Genomic DNA, 21,245 nt, shown 5'->3' on the forward strand with positions numbered 1-21,245 from the left:
GGTGAAACGCGATCACCCCCGTCCGCAGGGACAAGACGATAAGAGCCTGATCGACCGGACGCCGTGCCGGTCGATACTTTATAATAAACGCCGGGGAACGCCGGCTCCCAGAGGGCATTTCCAGGAAAAGCGGACCCCGGTTTCCTGTCCTGGAAATGTACAAAAACAAAGATTATCCGGAGCCTTGATGAGCAATAATACATCCGGAAACAGGTGGAAATGGCGGCAGTCGAGCGTCATACCCGGCTTCGGCCTGACGTTTGGTTACACCGTCACCTATCTGTTTCTCATCATTCTTATTCCGCTCGGCGGCCTTGTCTGGTCCACGGCGAAACTTGGTTTTGCAGATTTTATCGCGATTGCCACCGATAGCCGCACGCTGAATGCGCTGCGCGTCAGCTTCGGCACCGCCTTCATCGCCGCTCTGGTCAACGCCGTTTTCGGCGTCATCGTCGCCTGGGTGCTGACACGGTATCGTTTCCCCGGTCGCCGTTTCGTTGATGCCATCGTCGATCTGCCCTTTGCCCTGCCAACGGCGGTGGCCGGTATCGCGCTGACCACGCTTTATGCCAATCGCGGCTGGGTCGGCTCGCTGTTCGAACCCTTCGGCATCAAGATCGCGTTCACGCCGACCGGCATCGTCATCGCCCTGATCTTCATCGGCCTGCCCTTTGTGGTGCGCACGGTGCAGCCGGTCATGGAAGAGATCGACCGGCAGGTGGAAGAAGTGGCGGCAACGCTCGGCGCCAACCGTTTCCAGACCATCACCCGCGTTCTGCTGCCAAGCCTCACGCCCGCCATTCTCACCGGTTTTGCGCTCGCCTTCGCGCGCGGTGTCGGCGAATATGGCTCGGTCATCTTCATCGCCGGCAATATCCCTTATGTCTCGGAAATCGCGCCGCTCCTCATCGTCATCCGGCTGGAAGAGTTCAATTATGCGGCCGCGACCGGCATCGCCACCATCATGCTGATCATCTCGTTTGCCATGCTGTTCCTCATCAATCTCATTCAGGCCTGGAGCCGCAAGAGGTACGGTTATGTCTGAGACCGCTTCCCGCACTGCCCCCCGGCCGTTTCGCGATCCCGCCAGCGAAAGCCTTCCCGCCCGGCTGGCGCTGATCGCCATCGCGTTCCTGTTCCTGGCGGCCTTCCTCGTGCTGCCGCTCGTCTCGGTGTTCTTCGAAGCCTTCCGCAAGGGCGGGGAAGCCTTCTGGGAAGCCATCGTCGAGCCGGATGCGCTGTCGGCCATCCGCCTGACTTTGCTTGTCGCCGCCATCTCGGTGCCGCTCAACGTGGTCTTCGGGGTTGCCGCCGCCTGGGCGATTGCCAAGTTCGAATTCAAGGGCAAGGCGTTCCTGATTACGCTGATCGACCTGCCATTCTCGATCTCGCCGGTTATATCAGGTCTGGTCTATGTCATCCTGTTCTCCGCCCACAGCGTGCTTGGCCCATGGCTGAAGAGTTACGGCATTGAAATCCTGTTTGCCGTGCCGGGCATCGTGCTCGCCACCATCTTCGTCACCTTTCCCTTCGTCGCGCGTGAACTGATCCCGCTGATGCAGGATCAGGGCAATGGCGATGAAGAAGCGGCGATTTCGCTTGGCGCTTCCGGCTGGCAGACCTTCTGGTATGTCACGCTGCCCAATATCAAATGGGGCCTGCTTTATGGCGTGCTGCTCTGCAACGCCCGCGCCATGGGCGAGTTCGGCGCCGTCTCCGTCGTGTCAGGCCATATTCGTGGTGAGACCAACACCATGCCGCTGCACGTGGAGATACTCTATAATGAGTACAATATCGGCGCGGCCTTCGCTGTGGCGACGCTGCTGGCCGGTCTGGCACTGGTGACGCTCGTTCTCAAAACCATTCTCGAAATACGCTTTGGCGCGGGCAACGCAGCCGGCAAGCATTGAAAGGCATCTTCATGGAAGTGAAAGTTTCCGGCATCACCAAGCAGTTCGATCGGTTTCCGGCGCTGAACGACGTGTCGCTCGACATTCGTTCCGGTGAGTTGATCGCGCTGCTCGGTCCTTCCGGCTCCGGTAAGACGACGCTGCTGCGTCTGATCGCCGGCCTCGAACAGCCGACGCAGGGTCAAATCTTCTTCGGTGATGAGGATGCGTCGCACCGCACGGTGCAGGAGCGCAATGTCGGTTTCGTGTTCCAACATTACGCCCTGTTCCGTCACATGACGGTGGCCGACAATATCGCCTTTGGCCTCAAGGTGCGCCCCTCCGCCAACCGCCCGCCGAAAGCCGAGATCCGCAAACGCGTATCCGAACTTCTCGACATGGTGCATCTCTCCGGTCTTGAAAAGCGCTATCCAACCCAGCTTTCCGGCGGTCAACGCCAGCGCGTGGCGCTCGCCCGCGCCGTCGCCATCGAGCCGAAGGTTCTGCTTCTCGATGAGCCCTTCGGCGCGCTCGACGCCAAGGTGCGCAAGGAGCTGCGCCGCTGGCTGCGCGAATTCCACGACCGCACCGGCCACACCACCGTTTTCGTCACCCACGATCAGGAAGAAGCGCTGGAACTGGCTGACCGCGTCGTCGTCATGAGCCAGGGCAAGATCGAACAGGTCGGAACGGCCGATGATGTCTATGATACGCCCAACTCCCCCTTCGTCTTCTCCTTCATCGGCGAATCCTCCAGCCTGCCGGTGACGATCCGCGATGGCCATGTGCTGTTCCAGGGCGAAAGCATCGGCATCGATGAGAGCGGCACGGGTGAGGGCGAGCTGTTCTTCCGGCCTGAAGATGTGGCACTGACGGAAGAAAAAGACGCGCTTTACGGCAAGGTCACCACCTGCCGCCGCCTTGCCGGCACCCGCATCGCCGAAATCGACATCGCTAATAACGGCCATGAGCCCTATCACCTCGAAATCGAAGTGCCGCTCAATGCCGCCGTGGCCGTTGGCGCGGAACTGCGCTTTCGCCCGACGCGGTGGAAGGTGTTCGGGAAGAAATAGGGAGAGGTGACCGCAAACGACGGTCGCTGATTTGTCGCTCTCTAACGCGCGTCACGTTTAATCTGATTCCACAGTACACCGCAGTTGAAATCATCGACGGTGCTGGGTGCCGCTACCCCCCTCTGTCCTGCCGGACATCTCCCCCTCAAGGGGGGAGATCGTTCTGTGGCGAGGTCTCGCACCTCTCAACGGTCGAGAATGAAGTGGCGAGAAAGCCTCTTGCCAATCTCCCCCCTTGAGGGGGAGATGTCCGGCAGGACAGAGGGGGGTAACGACACCCACCACCGTCGATGATTTCAACTGTGGTGTACTGTGATCTCATTCATGCGGCGCGCTTTGGATCTTTGTTTTTAAGCATGTCTCCCAAAACCGCTGCACAGTTTTGGGAGACATGCTTTGGTTCTCCGTCATACCGGCCTCGAGCCGGTATCCAGCCAGCCCAAGTCCTTGGGCTGAAAGGAGTTCTTCTCATCGCAAGAGAGCCGCACCGGCATTCGAGGCGCAGATTTCCCCAATCGTTGAAGTACTAGGCAAAAAAAAACGGAAAAGGGCCGCCGAAGCGACCCTTCCATGAGTTTGGTCCTGTTTACAGACCCGGGACTGTTTCTCAACGTTCCGAAGGCAGAAGAGGTTTACAACGAGGGCTGCCCCGTCGAAAACACACCCTTTCCATTGCCTGCACCAGAGACCGAAATCTCACTAGACATTGGATCACCTCCTTCCGATACGTTGAACATAACTAGAAGGTAGTACGATTCGTGAGTAATGCAAGAGGTACCGTCACGACACCCGCATCACGATCTTGCCGATATGATTGCTGCTTTCCATCAGCCGGTGCGCGTCCACAACCTCGTCCAGCGTGAAGACCCGGTTGATGACCGGCGCAACCTGGCCACTTTCGACGAGCGGCCAAACCTGCTGGATGAGGTCGTCGCGGATGGCGCGTTTTTCGTCGGCGGTGCGGGGGCGCATGGTGGAGCCGGTGACGGTGAGGCGTTTGACCATGATCGGGGTGAGATTGACCTTCTCGGCAACCGCGCCGCCCAGAAAGGCGATGATGGACAGGCAGCCATCCTTGGCGAGTGCGGAAAGGTTCTTTTCGAAGTAGGCCGCACCGATCATGTCGAGAACGACATCGACGCCCTTGCCGCCGGTCTCGGTCTTGATCACGGCGGCGAAATCCTCTTCGCGGTAGTTGATCGCGCGTTTGGCGCCAAGCGTTACGCAGGCTTCGCATTTCTCCGCCGAACCGGCCGTGGCATAGACCTCGGCCCCAAAGGCTTTGGCAAGCTGGATCGCCGTCGTGCCGATGCCGCTGGTGCCGCCATGAATGAGGACGGTTTCGCCTTCGGTCAGACCCGCCATCTGGAACAGATTGGCCCAGACGGTGAAGAAGGTTTCCGGCAGCGCTGCCGCCTTGACGGCATCATAACCCTTGGGAAAGGGCAGGGCCTGGCCGGCCGGCACGGTGCAATATTCCGCATAGCCGCCGCCATTGGCGAGCGCGCAGACTTTATCACCCGGTTTGAATTCGGTGACACCTTCACCGAGCGCAACCACCCCTCCGGCGATTTCCAGCCCGAGGATGGGGCTTGCGTCCTTCGGCGGCGGATACGTGCCCTGCCTCTGCGCGACATCGGGACGGTTGACCCCCGCCGCCTCGACCTTCACGAGAATCTCGCCTTTTTCGGGTTTCGGCAAAGGCGCCTGCGAAAGCCGCATGACCTCCGGGCCGCCATGGGAGGGAAGGTCGATGAAGCGCATTGTTTCGGGCAGGATCGTGGGATCGGACATGGGCGAGGGCAACTCCCTGAGGATTGGCGTTCCCTTAAAATGTAGGCCGGATGCGTTCTTTAGGGAAGGCGGCTCTTTGACGCTGGGGCGTGTTGCGCATTTCTGGAGACACGGGCTTGGAGTATGCCGCTCACCCCCCTCTGTCCTGCCGGACATCTCCCCCTCAAGGGGGGAGATCGGCAGGAAGCACTAACGTCACTTCATTCTCAAACGTTGAGATGGCCGAGGCCTTGCCGCTTGCCGATCTCCCCCCTTGAGGGGGAGATGTCCGGCAGGACAGAGGGGGGTGAGCGGCGCGCGCAGAGGCGAACCTATCCCACGCCCCGTGTCCATTTCTCAATGTGCCTCGCCGAACACCCGGATGACCAGCCCGCCTTCGCTTTCCTTCGCGGCGGTTTTCACGCTGGCGATTTCGCTGCCGATGCGCTCGGGATTGGCGATGATCAGCCCTTTCGGCAGGGTAAGAACGCCGATCGAGCAGCGCAGCAGGGCGAAGTCCCGCTCGTTGCCGCGGCGGTCGAGCCCGGCCATGCGGCCGGCCAGCCGGTCCTCCGGCGAATAGAGTTCGGCCACGTCGTCATGGAAATCGCTGAGCAGACGCTCGAGGATTTCCGTCAGTTCCTCCACCGTCCAGTCCCGCACGCCGATGAAGAAATCGTCGCCGCCAATATGGCCGAGAAAGCAGTCGCCGGCGAAAAAGTAACGGCGCATCAGCGCCGAAAACAGGGTGATGGCGTGGTCGCCGGCGTTGAAGCCGTATTTGTCGTTGAAGGGTTTGAAATTGTCGAAGTCGCAATAGCAGAAGAAGCGGGTCTCGTCGCCGTCGCTGCAGCTGTCGGCAATGAAGCCGCCAATCGCACGGTTTCCGGGCAGCGCCGTCAGCGGGTTCTGATCCTGCGCCATCTTCAGCTGCTTTTCATTGATGACCTTGATGAGCGAGGCGGCGGAGACGATGCCGGCGTAACGCATGTTTTCGGTCAGGATGATGCAGGCGCTGCCGCCCATGCTGGCGAACATGTTCATCAGCTGGTCCGCATCGGCATCGAGGCCGACAATCGGGGCGGGATCGACGAAATGGGAGATGGTGCGCTCATAGATCTTGTTCTTGAGCAGGTCGCGGCCGAAAGGCCGGTAGATATATTCCTTGAGGTGATATTCGTTGATGACACCGCGCGGTTCGCCATTGGCGTTGAGAACCGGGAAGAATGCCTGCTGCGGGTTCCTGCGGAACAGTTCGAAGACATTGTCGACGCTGTCATGCTCATAGACTGTGGGAAGACGCTCGATTTCGCGGCGGATCAGGATTTCGTCCAGCGTCTGGCTGCTGCGGCGCGCGGTGCCGATGCGGTTGAGGTGCGGAAAACTCTCGGGAAGTTCGCTGGTGAAGACCGTCGGCTTGGCAATCAGCCAGCCCTGCACCAGGTCGACGCCGAATTCGCGGCAGGTGAGGAATTCCGCTTCGGTCTCGATGCCTTCCGCAATCACCCGCACGCCGAGGACATGGGCGATGTTGACGATGTTGCGCACAAGGTGCTGCTTGCGCGGAAGATGGTCGACACCGTTGATGAAGTGCCGGTCGATCTTCAGGTAATCCAGCGGAAAGTCGCACAGAAGTTTCATTTCGCCGTGGCCGGCGCCGAAATCGTCGATGGCGAGCTTGAAGCCTTCCTTGCGCATCCGGGCAATCAGCGCCGTGAATTCCGGCACGCTGGTATTGTCGAAACGTTCGGAAAGCTCGAAGCAGATGGATGAGGCGGGAATGCCCGCCCGCGCCAGATGGCCGACAAGCTTGTCGAGAATGGCGTCGCCCTGGGAAATCAGCCGCACATCGAGATTGAGGAAAAGCGTGGCGGAGGAAAAATCGGGCAGGGTTGAAAATTTCGCCAGCGCACGGCTGGCCAGCATCTGTTCGAAAGCCTTGAGTTCGCCGCCCTGCGCCGCCTGATCGAGAAGCGCCAGCGGATTGGAAAACCCGAGCCGGTCATGGCCGCGCATCAGCGATTCATAACCGAAGATCGTGCCTGTCGTCGCCTCCACAATCGGCTGGAACGCGGTTTCGAGCACAAGCTTCGCCATGGGAAACATGTGCCCGGAGGCAAAGCGCCTTATGACATCGTTCTCCATCGTGACGGCCTGCATTTCGTTCTCCGCTATTGACCGCTCCCTTGATTGCATGGCGTGAAAAATCCGCCATACGGGGAGCCGTTTGTTTTACGGCGAACAATTGCAGATGACAGGTCAACAAAAGCTTTCACGACTGTGAAGCTTTGATGAACGTTTTGTCACAGACCCCTCAATATAGGGGGTCGCAGGCGAGGGCATCAGGCCCGGCGTGCATGCCCGGTGTGAGCGGCATAGAGTTCCGCAACATTCATGCGTTCCCGGTCCGCTTCGACAGGCGCGGAAGGCTTCGTTTCAGTGCCTTGCTGGGCGGAGGCCGCCCATAGTCTCAGCGCTGCCCTGACGACCTCGCTGCCGGATGCATAAGCGCCGCAATTCACGGCCTCGCGCATTCTTGCTGCCTGTTCCGGGGAAATCGATACTGTTACCATTGGCATGATATCACTCCCTTCTTCAATGACCGCGATAAGCGACCCGATGGATGTCCGCACGGCGGACGGGGCGATGGCGGTCTTTTGCGGACGGTCATTTTTGACGTTTCGTCTGGGCGCCGCTTCCAGCGAAATTGGTATCATCGTTCATCTTACCACAAAACGCGTTCCATACCCAATTTGCAGTATATGGGGGTTTAGTTTTTCCCCGCCCGGCATGGATCCGGTATGGCTTGGCATCCGTGCCGTATTGACCCTTATGAACGCATGGCCATGGCGACGGCAATCATTGCAAAGCCCTGCATGATCAGGTCTATCGCCAGAAACAGACCCAGCACCCAAAGGCTGTTGACGGGCCAGCCGGCGGCGATCACCAGACCGGCGAGGGCGGTCACCGCACCCGCTGCGGCAACCCAGCCCCAACCCGTCGAAGGCTTCAGCCGGAAGCCGACGACGAGACGGAAGACGCCGGCGACAACCAGAGAAATCGCCATCAGCAATGTCAGCACAGCCGCCGTCAGATCGGGGTTCTGGAAGGCGATGACGCCGGCAATGGCGTAAAGCAGGCCGCTCAGCGTCCAGAACAGAACGCTTTCCCATCCCTTCACCTGAAAGGCGTGAAGAAGCTGCAGAATGCCGCCCATCAGCATCATGATGCCGACATAAAAGACGGATGCGACGGTGGCGACGAGAAGATTGCCGAGCGCAATGACGCCGAAGGCCAGAAGAACGAGGCCCAGGGCGAGGAACCAGCCCCACTTTGCTCTCAGTGGTGAAAATCCAGGCGCATTGAGACTTTGGGTCATCTCGCTGTCTCCATGAACGGTCGCGATCAACGCTATCACGATTGCATCCTAGCGCAACGTATATGCCGAAGATTTGATTCAAATCACGGCGGCCTTGGCCGGCAAAACCTCCACTCGCTGCCGCCTGCTGGCCAACAAGCGGATACGCGACATAAAATGGCGCGTTTTTTATTGATTGATCAGTCAATCAAGAATAATTTGCCATCCGTCAAGGAGACCATTATGCCCAAGATCGGAATGGAGCCTCTGCGCCGCAAGGCGCTGGTGGATGCGGCGCTTCGCACCATAGGCCACCATGGTTCGCTGAATGTGACGATGTCGGATATCGCCCGGGAAGCGGGTGTGTCGGCCGCCCTCGCGCATCATTATTTCGGCAGCAAGCAGCAGCTTCTGCTGGAAACCATCCGCAGCCTGCTGCGCGACCTCAGGCGCGATGCCGTGGCGGCTTTGACCCGCGCTTCCGGCCCGCGCGAAAGGTTGAGCGCCATCGTGCATGTCTCCTTCCAGAGCGACCAGTTCACGCCCGAAACGGTGGCGGCATGGCTTGCCTTTTATGTCGAGGCGCAGCGCTCGGAAGAAACCCGGCGCCTGCTCGTGCTTTATTCGCGCCGCCTGCGCTCCAACCTCATGGCCAGCCTCAACCGGCTTTGCCCGCCCGACGATGCGGCACGGATCGCGGAAGGGGCGGCGGCCCTGATCGACGGGCTTTATATCAGGCACAGCCTGCGTTCGGCCCCCCTCGGCATCGCCTCGGCGCCGGCGCTCGTCGAGGATTATTTCGACATGCAGCTCAAATCTTTTCCCGATGGACAGCGCCAAAAGCCGTCCATCCGCGTTCTTTAAGGAGACTTCGACATGACCACGCTCAAGGCGCAGCCGAAAGCCTCGCATTTCATCGACGGGGATTATGTTGAAGATACTGCCGGCACTGTCATCGAAAGCATCTTTCCGGCCACCGGCGAGGTGATCGCGAGGCTGCACGCGGCAACGCCTGCCATCGTCGAGCGCGCCATCGCCTCGGCCAAACGTGCCCAGAAGGAATGGGCGGCGATGAGCCCCATGGCGCGCGGCCGCATCCTCAAACGCGCCGCCGATATCATGCGCGAGCGCAACGATGCGCTTTCGACGCTGGAGACGCTGGATGCCGGCAAGCCCATTCAGGAAACCATCGTCGCCGATCCGACGTCCGGCGCGGATGCCTTCGAATTTTTCGGTGGTATCGCGCCTTCCGCGCTGAACGGCGACTACATCCCCCTCGGTGGCGATTTCGCCTATACCAAGCGCGTGCCGCTCGGCGTCTGCGTCGGCATCGGCGCCTGGAACTATCCGCAGCAGATCGCCTGCTGGAAGGCGGCACCCGCGCTGGTCGCCGGCAACGCCATGGTCTTCAAGCCCTCGGAAAATACCCCGCTTGGCGCCTTGAAGATCGCCGAAATCCTGATCGAGGCCGGTCTGCCCAAGGGCCTGTTCAACGTCATTCAGGGTGATCGCGATACCGGGCCGCTGCTCATCAACCACCCCGATGTCGCCAAGGTCTCGCTCACCGGCTCGGTGCCGACCGGCCGCAAGGTGGCCGCTGCCGCTGCCGGGCATCTGAAGCACGTGACCATGGAACTCGGCGGCAAGTCGCCGCTGATCGTCTTCGACGACGCCGATATCGAAAGCGCTGTCGGCGGGGCCATGCTCGGCAATTTTTATTCCTCCGGTCAGGTCTGCTCCAACGGCACCCGCGTCTTCGTACAGAAAAAGGCCAAGGACCGTTTCCTCGAAAACCTGAAGCGCCGCACCGAGGCGATGATCCTCGGCGATCCGCTCGATTATGCCACCCATCTCGGCCCGCTGGTCTCCAAGGCCCAGCAGGAGAAGGTTCTCGCCTATATCGAAAAGGGCAAGGCGGAGGGCGCGACGCTTATCACCGGCGGCGGCATTCCCAACAATGTGTCGGGTGAGGGGGCTTACGTTCAGCCGACCGTGTTTGCCGATGTGACGGATGCCATGACCATCGCCCGCGAGGAAATCTTCGGGCCCGTCATGTGTGTGCTGGATTTCGAGGATGAGGACGAGGTTCTCGCCCGCGCCAACGCCACCGAATTTGGCCTCGCCGGCGGCGTCTTCACTGCCGACCTCGCCCGCGCCCATCGCGTGGTCGATCAGCTGGAGGCGGGCACGCTTTGGATCAATACCTATAATCTCTGCCCAGTCGAAATCCCCTTCGGCGGCTCGAAACAATCCGGCTTCGGGCGGGAGAATTCGGCGGCGGCGCTGGAGCATTATAGCGAGTTGAAGACGGTTTATGTGAGCACGGGGAAGGTGGACGCGCCTTATTGACGGTTGGTGGGCAGGGCAGAGGGGGGTAAAGCCCCACCCACTGACAGTCAATCAATCGGAACCAACGCTCATCGGAGAGAGCAGATCATGCAAGCAGATTACGTCATCGTCGGCTCCGGCTCCGCAGGTTCCGCCATCGCCTACCGCCTGTCGGAAGACGGTCGTTATTCCGTCATCGTCATCGAGGCCGGCGGGTCGGATTTCGGCCCCTTCATCCAGATGCCGGCCGCACTCGCATGGCCGATGAGCATGAAGCGCTATAATTGGGGCTATCTCTCCGAGCCCGAACCGAACCTCGACAACCGCCGCATCACCGCACCGCGCGGAAAAGTCATCGGCGGTTCGTCCTCCATCAACGGTCTCGTCTACGTGCGTGGCCATGCCGAGGATTTCAACCGCTGGGAGGAGCTTGGCGCGCATGGCTGGGCCTATGCGGATGTGCTGCCTTACTTCAAGCGCATGGAACACAGCCATGGCGGCGAGGAGGGCTGGCGCGGGACGGATGGGCCGCTGCATGTACAGCGCGGCCCGGTCAACAATCCGCTGTTTCACGCCTTCATTCAGGCCGGCGCGCAGGCCGGTTTCGAGCTGACCGACGATTATAACGGCTCCAAGCAGGAGGGTTTCGGGCTGATGGAGCAGACGATCCATCATGGCCGCCGCTGGTCCGCCGCCAATGCCTATCTTCGGCCGGCGCTGAAGCGCGGCAACGTCACGCTGGTCAACGGTTTCGCCCGCAAGGTCGTCATCGAGAACGGCCGTGCGGTCGGTGTCGAGATCGAGCGCAAGGGCGTAGTCGAAACCATCAAGGCCAGTCGCGAGGTCATCGTCTCGGCATCCTCGTTCAATTCGCCGAAACTGCTGATGCTCTCGGGCATCGGCCCCGCTGCGCATCTCAAAGACATGGGCATTGAGGTAAAGGCGGATCGTCCGGGCGTGGGCGCAAATCTTCAGGACCATATGGAGTTTTATTTCCAGCAGGTCTCCACCAAGCCCGTCTCGCTATACTCCTGGCTGCCGTGGTTCTGGCAGGGGGTGGCGGGGGCGCAATGGCTGCTGTCGAAAGGCGGACTTGGCGCTTCCAACCAATTCGAGGCCTGTGCCTTCCTGCGCTCAGCTCCCGGCCTGAAACAGCCTGATATCCAGTATCATTTCCTGCCGGTCGCCATTTCCTATGATGGCAAGGCGGCGGCGAAAAGCCATGGTTTTCAGGTGCATGTCGGCTACAACCTGTCGAAATCGCGCGGCAACGTCACGCTGCGCTCAGCCGATCCGAAAGACGATCCCGTCATTCGTTTCAACTATATGAGCCACCCGGAAGACTGGGAAAAATTCCGCCATTGCGTCCGCCTGACGCGCGAAATCTTCAGCCAGAAGGCCTTCGACGATTTTCGCGGGCCGGAAATCCAGCCGGGTGAAAAAGTGGCGAGCGACGATGAGATCGACGCCTTCTTGCGGGAACATCTGGAAAGCGCCTATCACCCCTGCGGCACCTGCCGGATGGGCGACAGAGACGACCCGATGGCCGTCGTCGATCCCGAATGCCGGGTGATCGGGGTGGAGGGCTTAAGGGTGGCGGACAGCTCGATCTTCCCGCATGTGACCTATGGCAACCTCAACGGCCCGTCGATCATGACCGGCGAAAAGGCGGCGGATCATATTCTCGGCAAGACCCCGTTGCCACGCTCCAATCAGGAGCCGTGGGTAAACCCGCGCGCGGCCGCCAGCGATCGGTGAGGATCAATGATAATCGTCCTCGCGCTGGTGGCGGATCGCGAGGATTGTTACTTTCTCGGCATTCTCTATCTCAAAAAGAATGACATAGCCTGACGATCCAAACGGAACGAGAAATTCCCGTAGAAACGAATTTTGCGCGTCAACTTTTCTGCAGCTCAAGGGAAAATCCGCAAGTGCAGAGATTCCTTTTTCTATTGCCCTGTAAGCTCGCGCCGCCGCGTGTTTGTCTTGGCGCAGGAGATGCGAATAAAGGCGCATCATATTGTCGCGCGCTCTGTCGGCCAGAAAAACCTGATATGTCACTTGTCGTCGTCTTCGGCGAGCTTTGCGTCGAGCATGGCTTTCAGTTCTGCAAGAACATCTTCCGCCCTGTGGTAAATGCCGGTTTTCTTCGACTCTTCACGTGCCGCCAAGCCGCGTGCGATGAAATCCGCCTGCGATTTACGGATTTCAACTTCCCGCCTTACAGAATTCTCAACGAAGGATGATAGCGTCTCACCATCCTTCAGTACGCTTTCTGCTGCTTCACGGAAATCGGCCGTCACACGCAGTGACGGTAATGTCGAAGTTTTCATCTCGTCGCTCCATGCGTCGCATTTGCGATGCACATCATCTCCCACCTCTTGAAAAGAGTCAAATGCAAAACTTGCAAAGCTGGGTATCCAGGCAGATAAAAGGCCGTCCTACCCGCCTGTACCGAAATCACCGATCTGGACCGCCATGCCCGTCGACTACAAAAAGCTGAAGATGCTCCGCCGTTCCCGTGTCGTGTGGGGTTCGTGGCGGGTGTGGAGGCCGAGGGCGGTTTTCTGGATTGGCGCGATTGCGGTCGGCCTTATCAGCGTCGGCTTTGCATGGCTTGCGGATCGATCCCAGCACCTTTTCTTTGCGGCAACCTCATCGGGCGAATGGGCCTTTCTGCTGCCGCTCATCGTCACGCCGCTCGGCTTCACGCTCTGCGCATGGCTGGCGATCACGGTTTTCCCCAATGCCGGCGGCAGCGGCATTCCGCAGGCGATTGCGGCGCGGCACCTGCGTGATGATGTGGACCGTTCACGGCTTCTGTCGCTGAAACTCGCTTTCGGTAAGGTGGTGCTGACGGTCGCCGGCCTTCTCTCCGGCGCTTCCATCGGCCGTGAAGGGCCAACCGTTCAGGTCGGGGCCTCCATCATGCTGCAGGCCGCCCGCTGGGGTGGCATCGCGCAGGCCAGGGGTCTCATTCTTGCCGGCTCGGCGGCAGGCATTGCGGCGGCCTTCAACACGCCGCTCGCGGGCATTGTCTTCGCCATTGAGGAAATGAGCAAGACCTACGAATCCCGTGCCAACGGCCTTGTCCTCACGGCCGTCATCCTCTCCGGTCTTGCGTCGCTCGCCCTGGTTGGCAGCTATACCTATTTCGGCACAAGTTCGGTCATGGCGAAAACCACGATGGACTGGCTGCTGGTGTTGATCTGCGGCGTTGGCGGCGGCGCATTTGGCGCGCTGTTCAGCGCCGGCGCCCTGAGATTGTCCGCGCGTATCCGGCGTTTCGCCCAGACCATGCCATTGAAACGGATGCTGGCGGTGGCGGCCGTCTGCGGCCTTGCCTCCGCTGTCATCGGTATTGCAACGGGCGGCGCGACCTTCGGAACGGGTTACGAACAGGCACGCGCCGCGATCGAGGGAGAAGCCGCTCCGGCATTCTTTTTCCTCGAAAAGCTGGCGGCGACGTTCCTTGCCATGATGTCGGGCATCCCGGGCGGCATCTTCGCACCGTCCTTGTCGGTGGGCGCGGGTTTCGGCAGCACCATGGCAAGCCTGCTCGGCACCAGCATCGGCCTCGGCGCAATCGTCGGCATGGCGGGATATTTCGCCGGCGTGGTGCAGGCGCCGATGACGGCTTTCGTCATCATTCTCGAAATGACCGGTAATCATGAAGGCGTCATTCCCATCATGGCCGCGTCGATGCTGGGGTATCTGACGTCGCGGCTTTTCTCCCGCGAGCCGCTTTATCACGGCCTGTCGCGGGTCTTCATCGCCCAGAGCATCCGCGCCCGGCGCGCAGCTCAGGCCAGCGAAACGTAACGTTTTAAGCGCGGATTCCCGCCACCCCGAAATAACCGAGCCCCGGTATCTTCACGCCGGGCCGGCCAAAATCGAAGCCGGCGACGAGGCCGAGAAAATTGATCTCGAAACCGCTGCGCGCACCCGCCGAAACGCCGAACAACCCACCGAGCGACACGCTTGCATCCTTCCAGTCGTCGGCAATGTGATAGAACGCCCCGTTCGGCAGATAGTCGCGGCCCACCGCGTCGGGCGGCAATACCACGCCCAGTTCCGGCACGCTGCGCAGCACATGGGCAACGAAGGTGTTGGAGTTGGGGCCGGGATAGATGCGATAGCCGCCCGGTCGGCCATAGGGGTAATCGGCAATCGCCTTTTCGATCCTCGGAATAAGTTTTTCCGCTTCCGCGCCGTGAATGGCCACGACCTGGCGCGGCGTGTTGGAATACCAGAAGGCATCCGCCGCATAACCATTGTGGCGGATCGGCGTGCCCCAGCCCACTTTGTCATAACGGTCATAGGTCGTGGCACCCGGCTTTTTCAGCACGACCCACGCATGGCTGGCGACAGAGCCCTTGAAACCGCCGGTCATGGCGGAAAAGACGTAGACGGCGGCTTGCCCGTCATTGGTCGCTGCCGGCAGCATGCCGGAGGAAGACCATTTCGCGGCGCTCCAGCCCTGCGGGTGGTCCTTCATGGCCCATAAACCGGCCGACGCCAGTGCGGGCAGCAGGTAGATAACGGCAATCGCCAGCAGCAGACGTTTTGCAAATTTCACTGATAGCCCCGTGCATCGAAAAATCAATTGCGGTATCAACCACATGAAATCAGAATTTTTTGAGGCTGCGAACATGAACAATTCCGTTACCGTCGAAGTCGTCAGGGGCAACCTTGTCGAAAGCCGCCATCAGGGCCTTGCCGTGGTGGTGGATGGCGATGGCGGCATTCTGTTTTCGGCTGGCGATATCGAGCGCGGCATCTTCCCGCGTTCCGCCTGCAAGGCCATGCAGGCGCTGCCGCTGGTGGAAAGCGGTGCCGCGGATGCCTATGGCTTCGGTAACCGCGAACTGGCACTTGCCTGCTCCTCCCATTCCGGCGAGGACGCGCATGTGGAACTCGCCGCTTCGATGCTGGCGAAAGCGGGCAGGGATGCCGATACGCTGGAATGCGGCGCGCACTGGTCGTCCGACCAGAAAACCATCATCCATCAGGCCCGCACGCTGGAAAAGCCGACGGCGCTTCACAATAATTGCTCCGGCAAGCATTCCGGCTTCATCTGCGCCTGCTGCCACACCGGCACGGATCCCAGAGGTTATGTCGGCTACGATCATCCGCTGCAGCGGGAAATCCGCGCCACGATGGCAAGCCTGACGGGTGCGGCTCTCGGTCAGGACAATTGCGGCGTCGATGGCTGCTCCATCCCCACCTATGCCGTGCCGCTCAAAGGGCTGGCGCATGGTTTCGCGAAAATGACGACGGGCAGGGGGCTGGAAGCGGGCCGTGCGAAAGCGTCGCGCCGTCTCGTCGAGGCCTGCATGGCGGAGCCCTTTTACGTGGCGGGCACCGGCCGCGCCTGCACGAAACTGATGCAGATCGCGCCGGGGAAAATCTTCGCAAAGACCGGCGCTGAAGGCGTTTTTGTCGCCGCCCTGCCGGAAAAGGGCATTGCCATGGCGGTGAAATGCGAGGATGGCACCACGCGCGCGGCCGAAGCCATGGTCTCGGCACTGCTCGCCCGCTATTTCGATGAGGGCAGCGCCGAAAAGCAGGCTCTGACAGGCATGGCCAACCGGCAGATGCGCAACTGGAACGGCATCCATGTCGGCGATGTCAGAGTCGTCGGATTGTAAAATCCGGCATCAAAAACACGATAAAACCTTTGACGCGGCCGGTTGCCGGCACGATGATGGTTCGCCCTGTGCGTGATGGCCGACTCCCGGCCGCCGGCAGGGCCCGGCGTCTGCGACAGGAAGAGGTGGACGCCTTCATTGTCCTGGAGGTCGCATATCCATGTTCACACTGTTTTTCTCCCCCGGTTCCTGCTCGCGCGCCAGCCATATCGTGCTTGAGGAATCGGGCCTGCCCTACACGGCCCACCGCGTCAATTTCGCCGAGGGCGAACAGCGCTCCGAGACATTTCTGAAGATCAATCCGAAAGGCCGCGTACCGGCGCTCGCCACCGCGAGCGGCGTGCTGACCGAGACCCCGGCCATCCTCGCCTTCATCGCCCAGATGGCTCCGGAGAAGAAGCTCGCGCCGCTTGACGATCCCTTCGAATTCGCCGTCATGCAGTCCTTCAACGCCTATATTTCTTCCACCGTGCATGTCGCCCACGCCCATGGCCGGCGCGGCAGCCGCTGGGCGAACGAGGAGAGTTCGTTTGCGGATATGAAGGCAAAGGTGCCGCAGACCATGGGCGAGTGTTTCGAACTGATCGAGCACGGCCTCCTGCACGGCCCGTGGGTTCTGGGCACGGCCTATTCGGTGGCCGATCCCTATCTTTTCGTCATGTCCGGCTGGCTGGAAAGCGACGGTGTGGACATTGCCCGCTTCCCGAAGGTGCATGACCACTTTCGCCGCATGAACGACCGCCCGGCGGTGCAGCGGGCCTTGGCGAGCGAGAGGGGTTAATAGTTACTGCCGTCATCCTCGGGACAAGCCCGAGGATGACGTTGAGTACGGAGGGACGTCTCCAGTCCGCGCCCAAAGCTCGTGTCAAGCCGCCTCGGCCGCGCGCGTATCCCACATGGTCTTGAACGCCGTGCGGGCCTGGCAACGATCCAGCCAGGCCTTCAACGCCGGATGGGTATCGAACAGTGGCTTGTGGCCCTGCGCGTAACGGACGATTTCCGCCGCGTTGAGATCGGCCACGGTGAAACGGTCGCCCACCAGATAGTCGTGGCTGGAAAGATGTTGCTCCAGCACCCGGAAGGGGCGCTTCAGCAGACGGGCGGCGACATCGATCACCGCTTTGCCGCTGTCGCTTTCCGACAGGCCTTCGGCGATGGCGGAGGAAATTTTCAGCGAATTGGTCTCGATTTCGGTCGCGGCAAAGAAAGACCATTGCAGCATCGCCGCATCTTCCTTCAGATCGACCGGGGCGAGCGGCCCGCCATATTTGCGCGCCAGGTAGAGATTGATGGCCATGGATTCGTAAAGCACCATGCCGTCATCCTCGATGCAGGGAATGGTGCCCATCGGGTTGACGGCGAGGAACGTGGGTGACAGCGTGTTGAGCGGCGCGTCCGCTGCCAGCGGATCGGCAAGGCGGCGGGCCTGTATGACCGGCACATGCCTGAATTCTATGCCCAGTTCCCCTGCCAGCCACAGCGTGCGCGTGGCGCGGGAGCGGTAGACACCGTAAATCGTCAACATCGAAATTACCCCTTGACCAGTTCGATGCGCGGCACGTTACGGTTTCGTTGTTTTAAAGTGAAGTTGCAGATCGCCGGGGCAGCTATGATTTTTTCTGATCCGTGAAGAAGTCCGTATCCGGGGAGAGCCGGTATTCGAAACGGTCGATGAACCGCTCGAACAGGCGCGCGAAAGTCTCCACATCGTCGGCCGGCCATCCCTCCATCACATCCTCGATGACGCTCATCTTGGTGCGGCGCATTTCCTGCAGCAGGCTGGTGCCGAGCGGCGTGATCTCGACGATGCTGCGACGGCCATCCTCCTGCGAGACACCGCGCTTCAGCAGGCCGCGCCCGACCATATCCGCGACGACCCGGCTGCCACGGGAAGGATCGATGCGCATGCCCTCGGCAATCGCACCGACGGTGACATCGCCTTCGGCACGGCGCAGAATATCCAGAACGTCAATATGCGAGAGTTCGAGACCCGGAGCGAGCTTGGCAAGTGCCATGCGGCCGATGATGCGGCGGCCGATCATGATGCGCATGCGCGTCATCGTATTGCCGATCCGCTTGATGTCCTCAGGCAGATCCTCGTTCCAGTTTTCCTCACTCACCACGCTTTGCCGTTCCTTTCATTGCCAGTTCGCGATCACATTTAGAGCATTTCCAGTAAAAGTGCGTAGCGGTTTTACATCAGGACAATGCGCAAAAACAAAAACATGGAGCGCGCCCGACGCTTCGATTTAACCGGACGCGCTCGTCCAGTAGCATGGATGTCAAAAACTTGCCATTGACATATATGTGCTGATAGCACACAAATTGTCGCAGCAAAACCGCCGGAACTCAACGAGATTTTCATGGATATGTCCGCAGCCCCCGTGGCGCCGCTTGTGTCGGATCATCGGCGCAGGCTCATCGTCTTTCTGTTTCTGATGCTGGCCATGTTCATGGCGACCCTCGACAACCAGATCGTATCGACAGCACTTCCCACCATCGTCGGCGAGTTCGGCGCGCTGGAGCGCTTCGGCTGGATCGGCTCGGCCTATCTTCTGGCGACCAGCGCGGTCATGCCTGTTTATGGCAAGCTCGGCGATCTGTTCGGGCGCAAATATGTGATGATCGCGGCGGTCATCATCTTCACGCTCGGCTCGCTTGCCTGCGGTCTGGCCTGGTCGATGGATTCGCTGATTGCGGCGCGGGTCCTGCAGGGGCTTGGCGGCGGCGGCATCATGGTGTCGATCTTCTCCGTCAATGCGGATCTGTTCGAGCCGCGTGAACGCGCCCGCTACCAGAGCTATTCCAGCCTCACCATCATGGCGTCGGGCAGTGTAGGCCCGATCCTCGGCGGCACGATGAGCGACCTGTTCGGCTGGCGATCAATCTTCCTCATCAACCTGCCGCTTGGCATCATCGTCATTGCGGGCCTAGCGCTGATGTTGCCTTACCGTCGCCCGGCGCGCCAGCCGAAGATCGATTATCTCGGCGCGGTCCTCCTGGCGGCCACCATTGCCAGCGTGGTCTTCTGGGCCGACAGCAGCGAATTGTTCGGTTCGCTGATCGCGGCCCCAAGCCTCGGTATCATCGCCTTCGCCGTCATTGCCGCTTTCCTCTGGGTGCAGGTGGAGCGGCGTGCGCCGGAACCCGTCGTACCGCTCAGGCTGTTCAAGGATTCGACCTTTCCGTTATTGATGATCGTCTCGCTGACCAGCGGCGGTATCGGTATCGGCATGGTCAATTATTATGCCCTGTTCCTGCAGACCACGACCGGGCTTTCGCCCTCCCATGCCGGCCTGTTCTTCATCGCCGTCACCGGCGGCATCGTCATGGGCTCGCTTTCGGCGGGACGGCTGATTTCGATCACCGGCGTTTACAAGCCCTTCTCGGTGGCGGGTCTTTCCATCAACCTCATCGCCATGCTGCTGTTCACGCAGATGCATGCCGGAACGCCGCTTCCGCTGATCGCCGCGCTGATGTTGGCGCAGGGCTTCGCCGTTGGCCTCGGCCAGCAGGCGCCGATCATCGGTGTGCAGAATTCCGCGCCCAAGGCGGATATCGGTGCCGCGAGCGGCGCGGTGACCCTGACCCGCATGGGGGGCGCCGCCATTGCCATTTCGGTCTATGGCGCCATCGTATCGTCGAGCCTCAAGGGCGTGGCGGTCGATATTCCCGGTGTCGGCAGAATAGAGGAACTGACGCCGAAAATGCTCTCCGAACTGCCCGCCGCCTCACAGGCCGCCGTCGCCTCGCTTTATTCGGATGCGTTTACGCCGCTCTTCTTCGCCGCGGCCGCAACCGCCGCCATCGGCCTTGCGGCGGCGCTGATGCTGAAACCGGTGCGATTGCCGGCGGCGGTGCAGGCAAAGCCGGCCGAAGGGGCGGGGGAGTAGGCAGGTCGACAGGCCGTTGTGAACGCTGGTTTTGTGCTGAAACCTCTCCTCCGTCATACCGGCCTTGAGCCGGTATCCAGTTAGCCCAAGTCCTTGGGCTGAGAGAGCTCTTCCCGCCGCGCAGACGCGCGGCTGCTAGATTCCGGCTCAAGGCCGGAATGACGGGAGATGCTTACAAAACAAAAACGCCCCCACTGGAAATTTAACGCCCGTTCCGCGTTATGCTCGCAGCACTTTACATTCGCGCGGGCGGCCCTATCTCAATGAATATGAAGCCGGAACAGCTGCTGAATTCCACGCCCAAGGGCCTTTATTGCCCGGCGGGCGATTTTTATATCGACCCCGTGCGCCCGGTGGCGCGGGCGCTCATCACCCATGGCCATTCCGATCACGCCCGTGCCGGCCATGGCGCGGTGCTGGCCACGCGCCAGACGCTGGATATCATGCGTATCCGCTATGGGGAGGATTTCTGCGGTAGCGAGCAGGCGGTCGCATTCGGTGAGAGGGTGGAGGTGAACGGCGTCACCGTCGGTTTCCATCCCGCCGGCCATGTGCTGGGTTCGGCGCAAATCTCCGTGGAAATGAACGGCCTGCGCATCGTCGCGTCCGGCGATTACAAGCGGGGTGTCGACCCCACATGCGCGCCCTTCGAGACGGTACCCTGCGATGTCTTCATCACCGAGGCCACCTTCGGTCTGCCGGTGTTTCACCATCCGCTGCCGCGCGTGGAAATCGGCAAGCTGCTGACCTCCATCCGGCAGTTTCCTGAACGCACCCATCTCGTCGGGGCCTATTCGCTCGGCAAGGCGCAGCGCGTTATCAGGCTTTTGCGCGACAATGGTTATGTCGATCCGATCTACATTCACGGCGCACTGGCGCGGCTTTGCGATTATTACGTCTCGCAGGGTATCGATCTCGGCGATCTAAGACCCGCAACGCTCGAAAAAAGCGATCCTTCCGCCTTCAAGGGCGCCATCGTCGTCGGCCCGCCCTCGGCCTTTCAAGAACGCTGGGCGCGGCGCTTCAACGAACCGCTCATCGCCTTCGCCTCCGGCTGGATGATGGTGCGGCAGCGGGCGAAGCAGGGGGGCGTGGAATTGCCGCTGGTCATATCAGACCATTGCGACTGGCCGGAACTCCTGGAAACCATTGGGGAAATCGGTCCGCAGGCCGTCTGGGTCACCCATGGCCGTGAGGAGGCGCTGGTCCGCTGGTGTCAATTGCAGGGCATTGCGGCCAAGCCGCTGCATCTCGTCGGTTACGAGGATGAGGGGGATTGA

The 21,245-nt window shown here is 60.7% G+C and carries 20 protein-coding genes; 11 read left to right on the top strand and 9 right to left on the bottom strand.

Annotated features, from left to right (window positions below):
* Positions 1 to 187: 187 nt before the first annotated feature.
* The 3 genes from cysT to N434_RS09480 are packed head-to-tail and all read left to right on the top strand — an operon-like array spanning position 188 to position 2,962.
* The gene (gene cysT / locus N434_RS09470; RefSeq protein ID WP_010971172.1) at positions 188 to 1,045 is read left to right on the top strand and encodes a sulfate ABC transporter permease subunit CysT; all 858 of its coding nucleotides are present in this window, start codon (positions 188 to 190) and stop codon (positions 1,043 to 1,045) included.
* Positions 1,038 to 1,910: a sulfate ABC transporter permease subunit CysW gene (cysW, locus tag N434_RS09475; RefSeq protein ID WP_110757368.1), complete on the top strand. Its 873-nt coding sequence runs from the start codon at positions 1,038 to 1,040 to the stop codon at positions 1,908 to 1,910. Before cysT ends, cysW begins: the two co-directional genes overlap by 8 nt.
* 11 nt (positions 1,911 to 1,921) lie before the next feature.
* A complete protein-coding gene (locus tag N434_RS09480) occupies positions 1,922 to 2,962 on the top strand; it encodes a sulfate/molybdate ABC transporter ATP-binding protein (RefSeq protein WP_110757615.1) in 1,041 nt (346 codons plus the stop codon).
* A gap of 780 nt (positions 2,963 to 3,742) precedes the next feature.
* Here N434_RS09480 and N434_RS09495 read toward each other — a convergent pair.
* From N434_RS09495 to N434_RS09510, 4 genes are all read right to left on the bottom strand, one after another.
* Positions 3,743 to 4,756 (bottom strand): NAD(P)H-quinone oxidoreductase, encoded by a 1,014-nt coding sequence (locus N434_RS09495; RefSeq protein WP_181423927.1) that lies wholly within the window; start codon positions 4,754 to 4,756, stop codon positions 3,743 to 3,745.
* Between the two features lie 336 nt (positions 4,757 to 5,092).
* A complete protein-coding gene (locus N434_RS09500; protein ID WP_110757370.1) occupies positions 5,093 to 6,895 on the bottom strand; it encodes a GGDEF domain-containing protein in 1,803 nt (600 codons plus the stop codon).
* Between the two features lie 182 nt (positions 6,896 to 7,077).
* Complete coding sequence (locus N434_RS09505; protein ID WP_065116152.1) at positions 7,078 to 7,314, bottom strand: ribbon-helix-helix domain-containing protein; 237 nt, start codon at positions 7,312 to 7,314, stop codon at positions 7,078 to 7,080.
* 251 nt (positions 7,315 to 7,565) lie between these two features.
* A complete protein-coding gene (locus tag N434_RS09510; protein WP_065115088.1) occupies positions 7,566 to 8,114 on the bottom strand; it encodes an HdeD family acid-resistance protein in 549 nt (182 codons plus the stop codon).
* A gap of 222 nt (positions 8,115 to 8,336) precedes the next feature.
* Here N434_RS09510 and betI point away from each other — a divergent pair, with 222 nt between their 5' ends.
* From betI to betA, 3 genes are all read left to right on the top strand, one after another.
* Positions 8,337 to 8,957: a transcriptional regulator BetI gene (gene betI, locus N434_RS09515; protein WP_065115089.1), complete on the top strand. Its 621-nt coding sequence runs from the start codon at positions 8,337 to 8,339 to the stop codon at positions 8,955 to 8,957.
* A 12-nt stretch (positions 8,958 to 8,969) separates the two neighbouring features.
* Positions 8,970 to 10,442 (top strand): betaine-aldehyde dehydrogenase, encoded by a 1,473-nt coding sequence (gene betB, locus N434_RS09520; protein WP_110757372.1) that lies wholly within the window; start codon positions 8,970 to 8,972, stop codon positions 10,440 to 10,442.
* Between the two features lie 87 nt (positions 10,443 to 10,529).
* On the top strand, positions 10,530 to 12,179 hold the full coding sequence (gene betA, locus N434_RS09525; RefSeq protein ID WP_110757374.1) for a choline dehydrogenase: 1,650 nt from the start codon (positions 10,530 to 10,532) through the stop codon (positions 12,177 to 12,179).
* A gap of 3 nt (positions 12,180 to 12,182) precedes the next feature.
* On the opposite strand, the gene N434_RS09530 is transcribed toward betA, so the two are convergent.
* Together N434_RS09530 and N434_RS09535 are read right to left on the bottom strand one after the other, a co-directional pair.
* Complete coding sequence (locus N434_RS09530; RefSeq protein ID WP_110757376.1) at positions 12,183 to 12,482, bottom strand: type II toxin-antitoxin system RelE/ParE family toxin; 300 nt, start codon at positions 12,480 to 12,482, stop codon at positions 12,183 to 12,185.
* The gene (locus N434_RS09535; protein WP_065115092.1) at positions 12,479 to 12,754 is read right to left on the bottom strand and encodes a YlcI/YnfO family protein; all 276 of its coding nucleotides are present in this window, start codon (positions 12,752 to 12,754) and stop codon (positions 12,479 to 12,481) included. The genes N434_RS09530 and N434_RS09535 overlap by 4 nt, the downstream gene beginning before the upstream one ends.
* Before the next feature lie 145 nt (positions 12,755 to 12,899).
* On the opposite strand from N434_RS09535, the gene N434_RS09540 reads away from it, so the two are divergent.
* The gene (locus N434_RS09540; RefSeq protein ID WP_181423928.1) at positions 12,900 to 14,243 is read left to right on the top strand and encodes a chloride channel protein; all 1,344 of its coding nucleotides are present in this window, start codon (positions 12,900 to 12,902) and stop codon (positions 14,241 to 14,243) included.
* 4 nt (positions 14,244 to 14,247) lie between these two features.
* On the opposite strand, the gene N434_RS09545 is transcribed toward N434_RS09540, so the two are convergent.
* The gene (locus N434_RS09545) at positions 14,248 to 15,000 is read right to left on the bottom strand and encodes a DUF3750 domain-containing protein (RefSeq protein ID WP_181423929.1); all 753 of its coding nucleotides are present in this window, start codon (positions 14,998 to 15,000) and stop codon (positions 14,248 to 14,250) included.
* Positions 15,001 to 15,073: 73 nt separating this feature from the next.
* Between N434_RS09545 and N434_RS09550 the strand changes: the two genes are divergently transcribed.
* Complete coding sequence (locus N434_RS09550) at positions 15,074 to 16,072, top strand: asparaginase (protein WP_110757620.1); 999 nt, start codon at positions 15,074 to 15,076, stop codon at positions 16,070 to 16,072.
* Positions 16,073 to 16,232: 160 nt separating this feature from the next.
* On the top strand, positions 16,233 to 16,853 hold the full coding sequence (locus N434_RS09555) for a glutathione S-transferase family protein (protein ID WP_065115095.1): 621 nt from the start codon (positions 16,233 to 16,235) through the stop codon (positions 16,851 to 16,853).
* A gap of 84 nt (positions 16,854 to 16,937) precedes the next feature.
* On the opposite strand, the gene N434_RS09560 is transcribed toward N434_RS09555, so the two are convergent.
* Together N434_RS09560 and N434_RS09565 are read right to left on the bottom strand one after the other, a co-directional pair.
* A complete protein-coding gene (locus N434_RS09560) occupies positions 16,938 to 17,597 on the bottom strand; it encodes a glutathione S-transferase family protein (RefSeq protein ID WP_110757380.1) in 660 nt (219 codons plus the stop codon).
* An 82-nt stretch (positions 17,598 to 17,679) separates the two neighbouring features.
* Positions 17,680 to 18,195: a MarR family winged helix-turn-helix transcriptional regulator gene (locus N434_RS09565; RefSeq protein WP_065115097.1), complete on the bottom strand. Its 516-nt coding sequence runs from the start codon at positions 18,193 to 18,195 to the stop codon at positions 17,680 to 17,682.
* 240 nt (positions 18,196 to 18,435) lie between these two features.
* Between N434_RS09565 and N434_RS09570 the strand changes: the two genes are divergently transcribed.
* Together N434_RS09570 and N434_RS09575 are read left to right on the top strand one after the other, a co-directional pair.
* Positions 18,436 to 19,965, top strand: a complete 1,530-nt coding sequence (locus N434_RS09570; RefSeq protein ID WP_065115098.1) for an MDR family MFS transporter — start codon at positions 18,436 to 18,438, stop codon at positions 19,963 to 19,965.
* A gap of 269 nt (positions 19,966 to 20,234) precedes the next feature.
* Positions 20,235 to 21,245 (top strand): ligase-associated DNA damage response exonuclease, encoded by a 1,011-nt coding sequence (locus tag N434_RS09575; RefSeq protein WP_181423937.1) that lies wholly within the window; start codon positions 20,235 to 20,237, stop codon positions 21,243 to 21,245.

Origin of the sequence: Rhizobium sp. UGM030330-04, assembly GCF_003208455.1 — a bacterium.
Lineage (GTDB): Bacteria > Pseudomonadota > Alphaproteobacteria > Rhizobiales > Rhizobiaceae > Agrobacterium > Agrobacterium rhizogenes_A.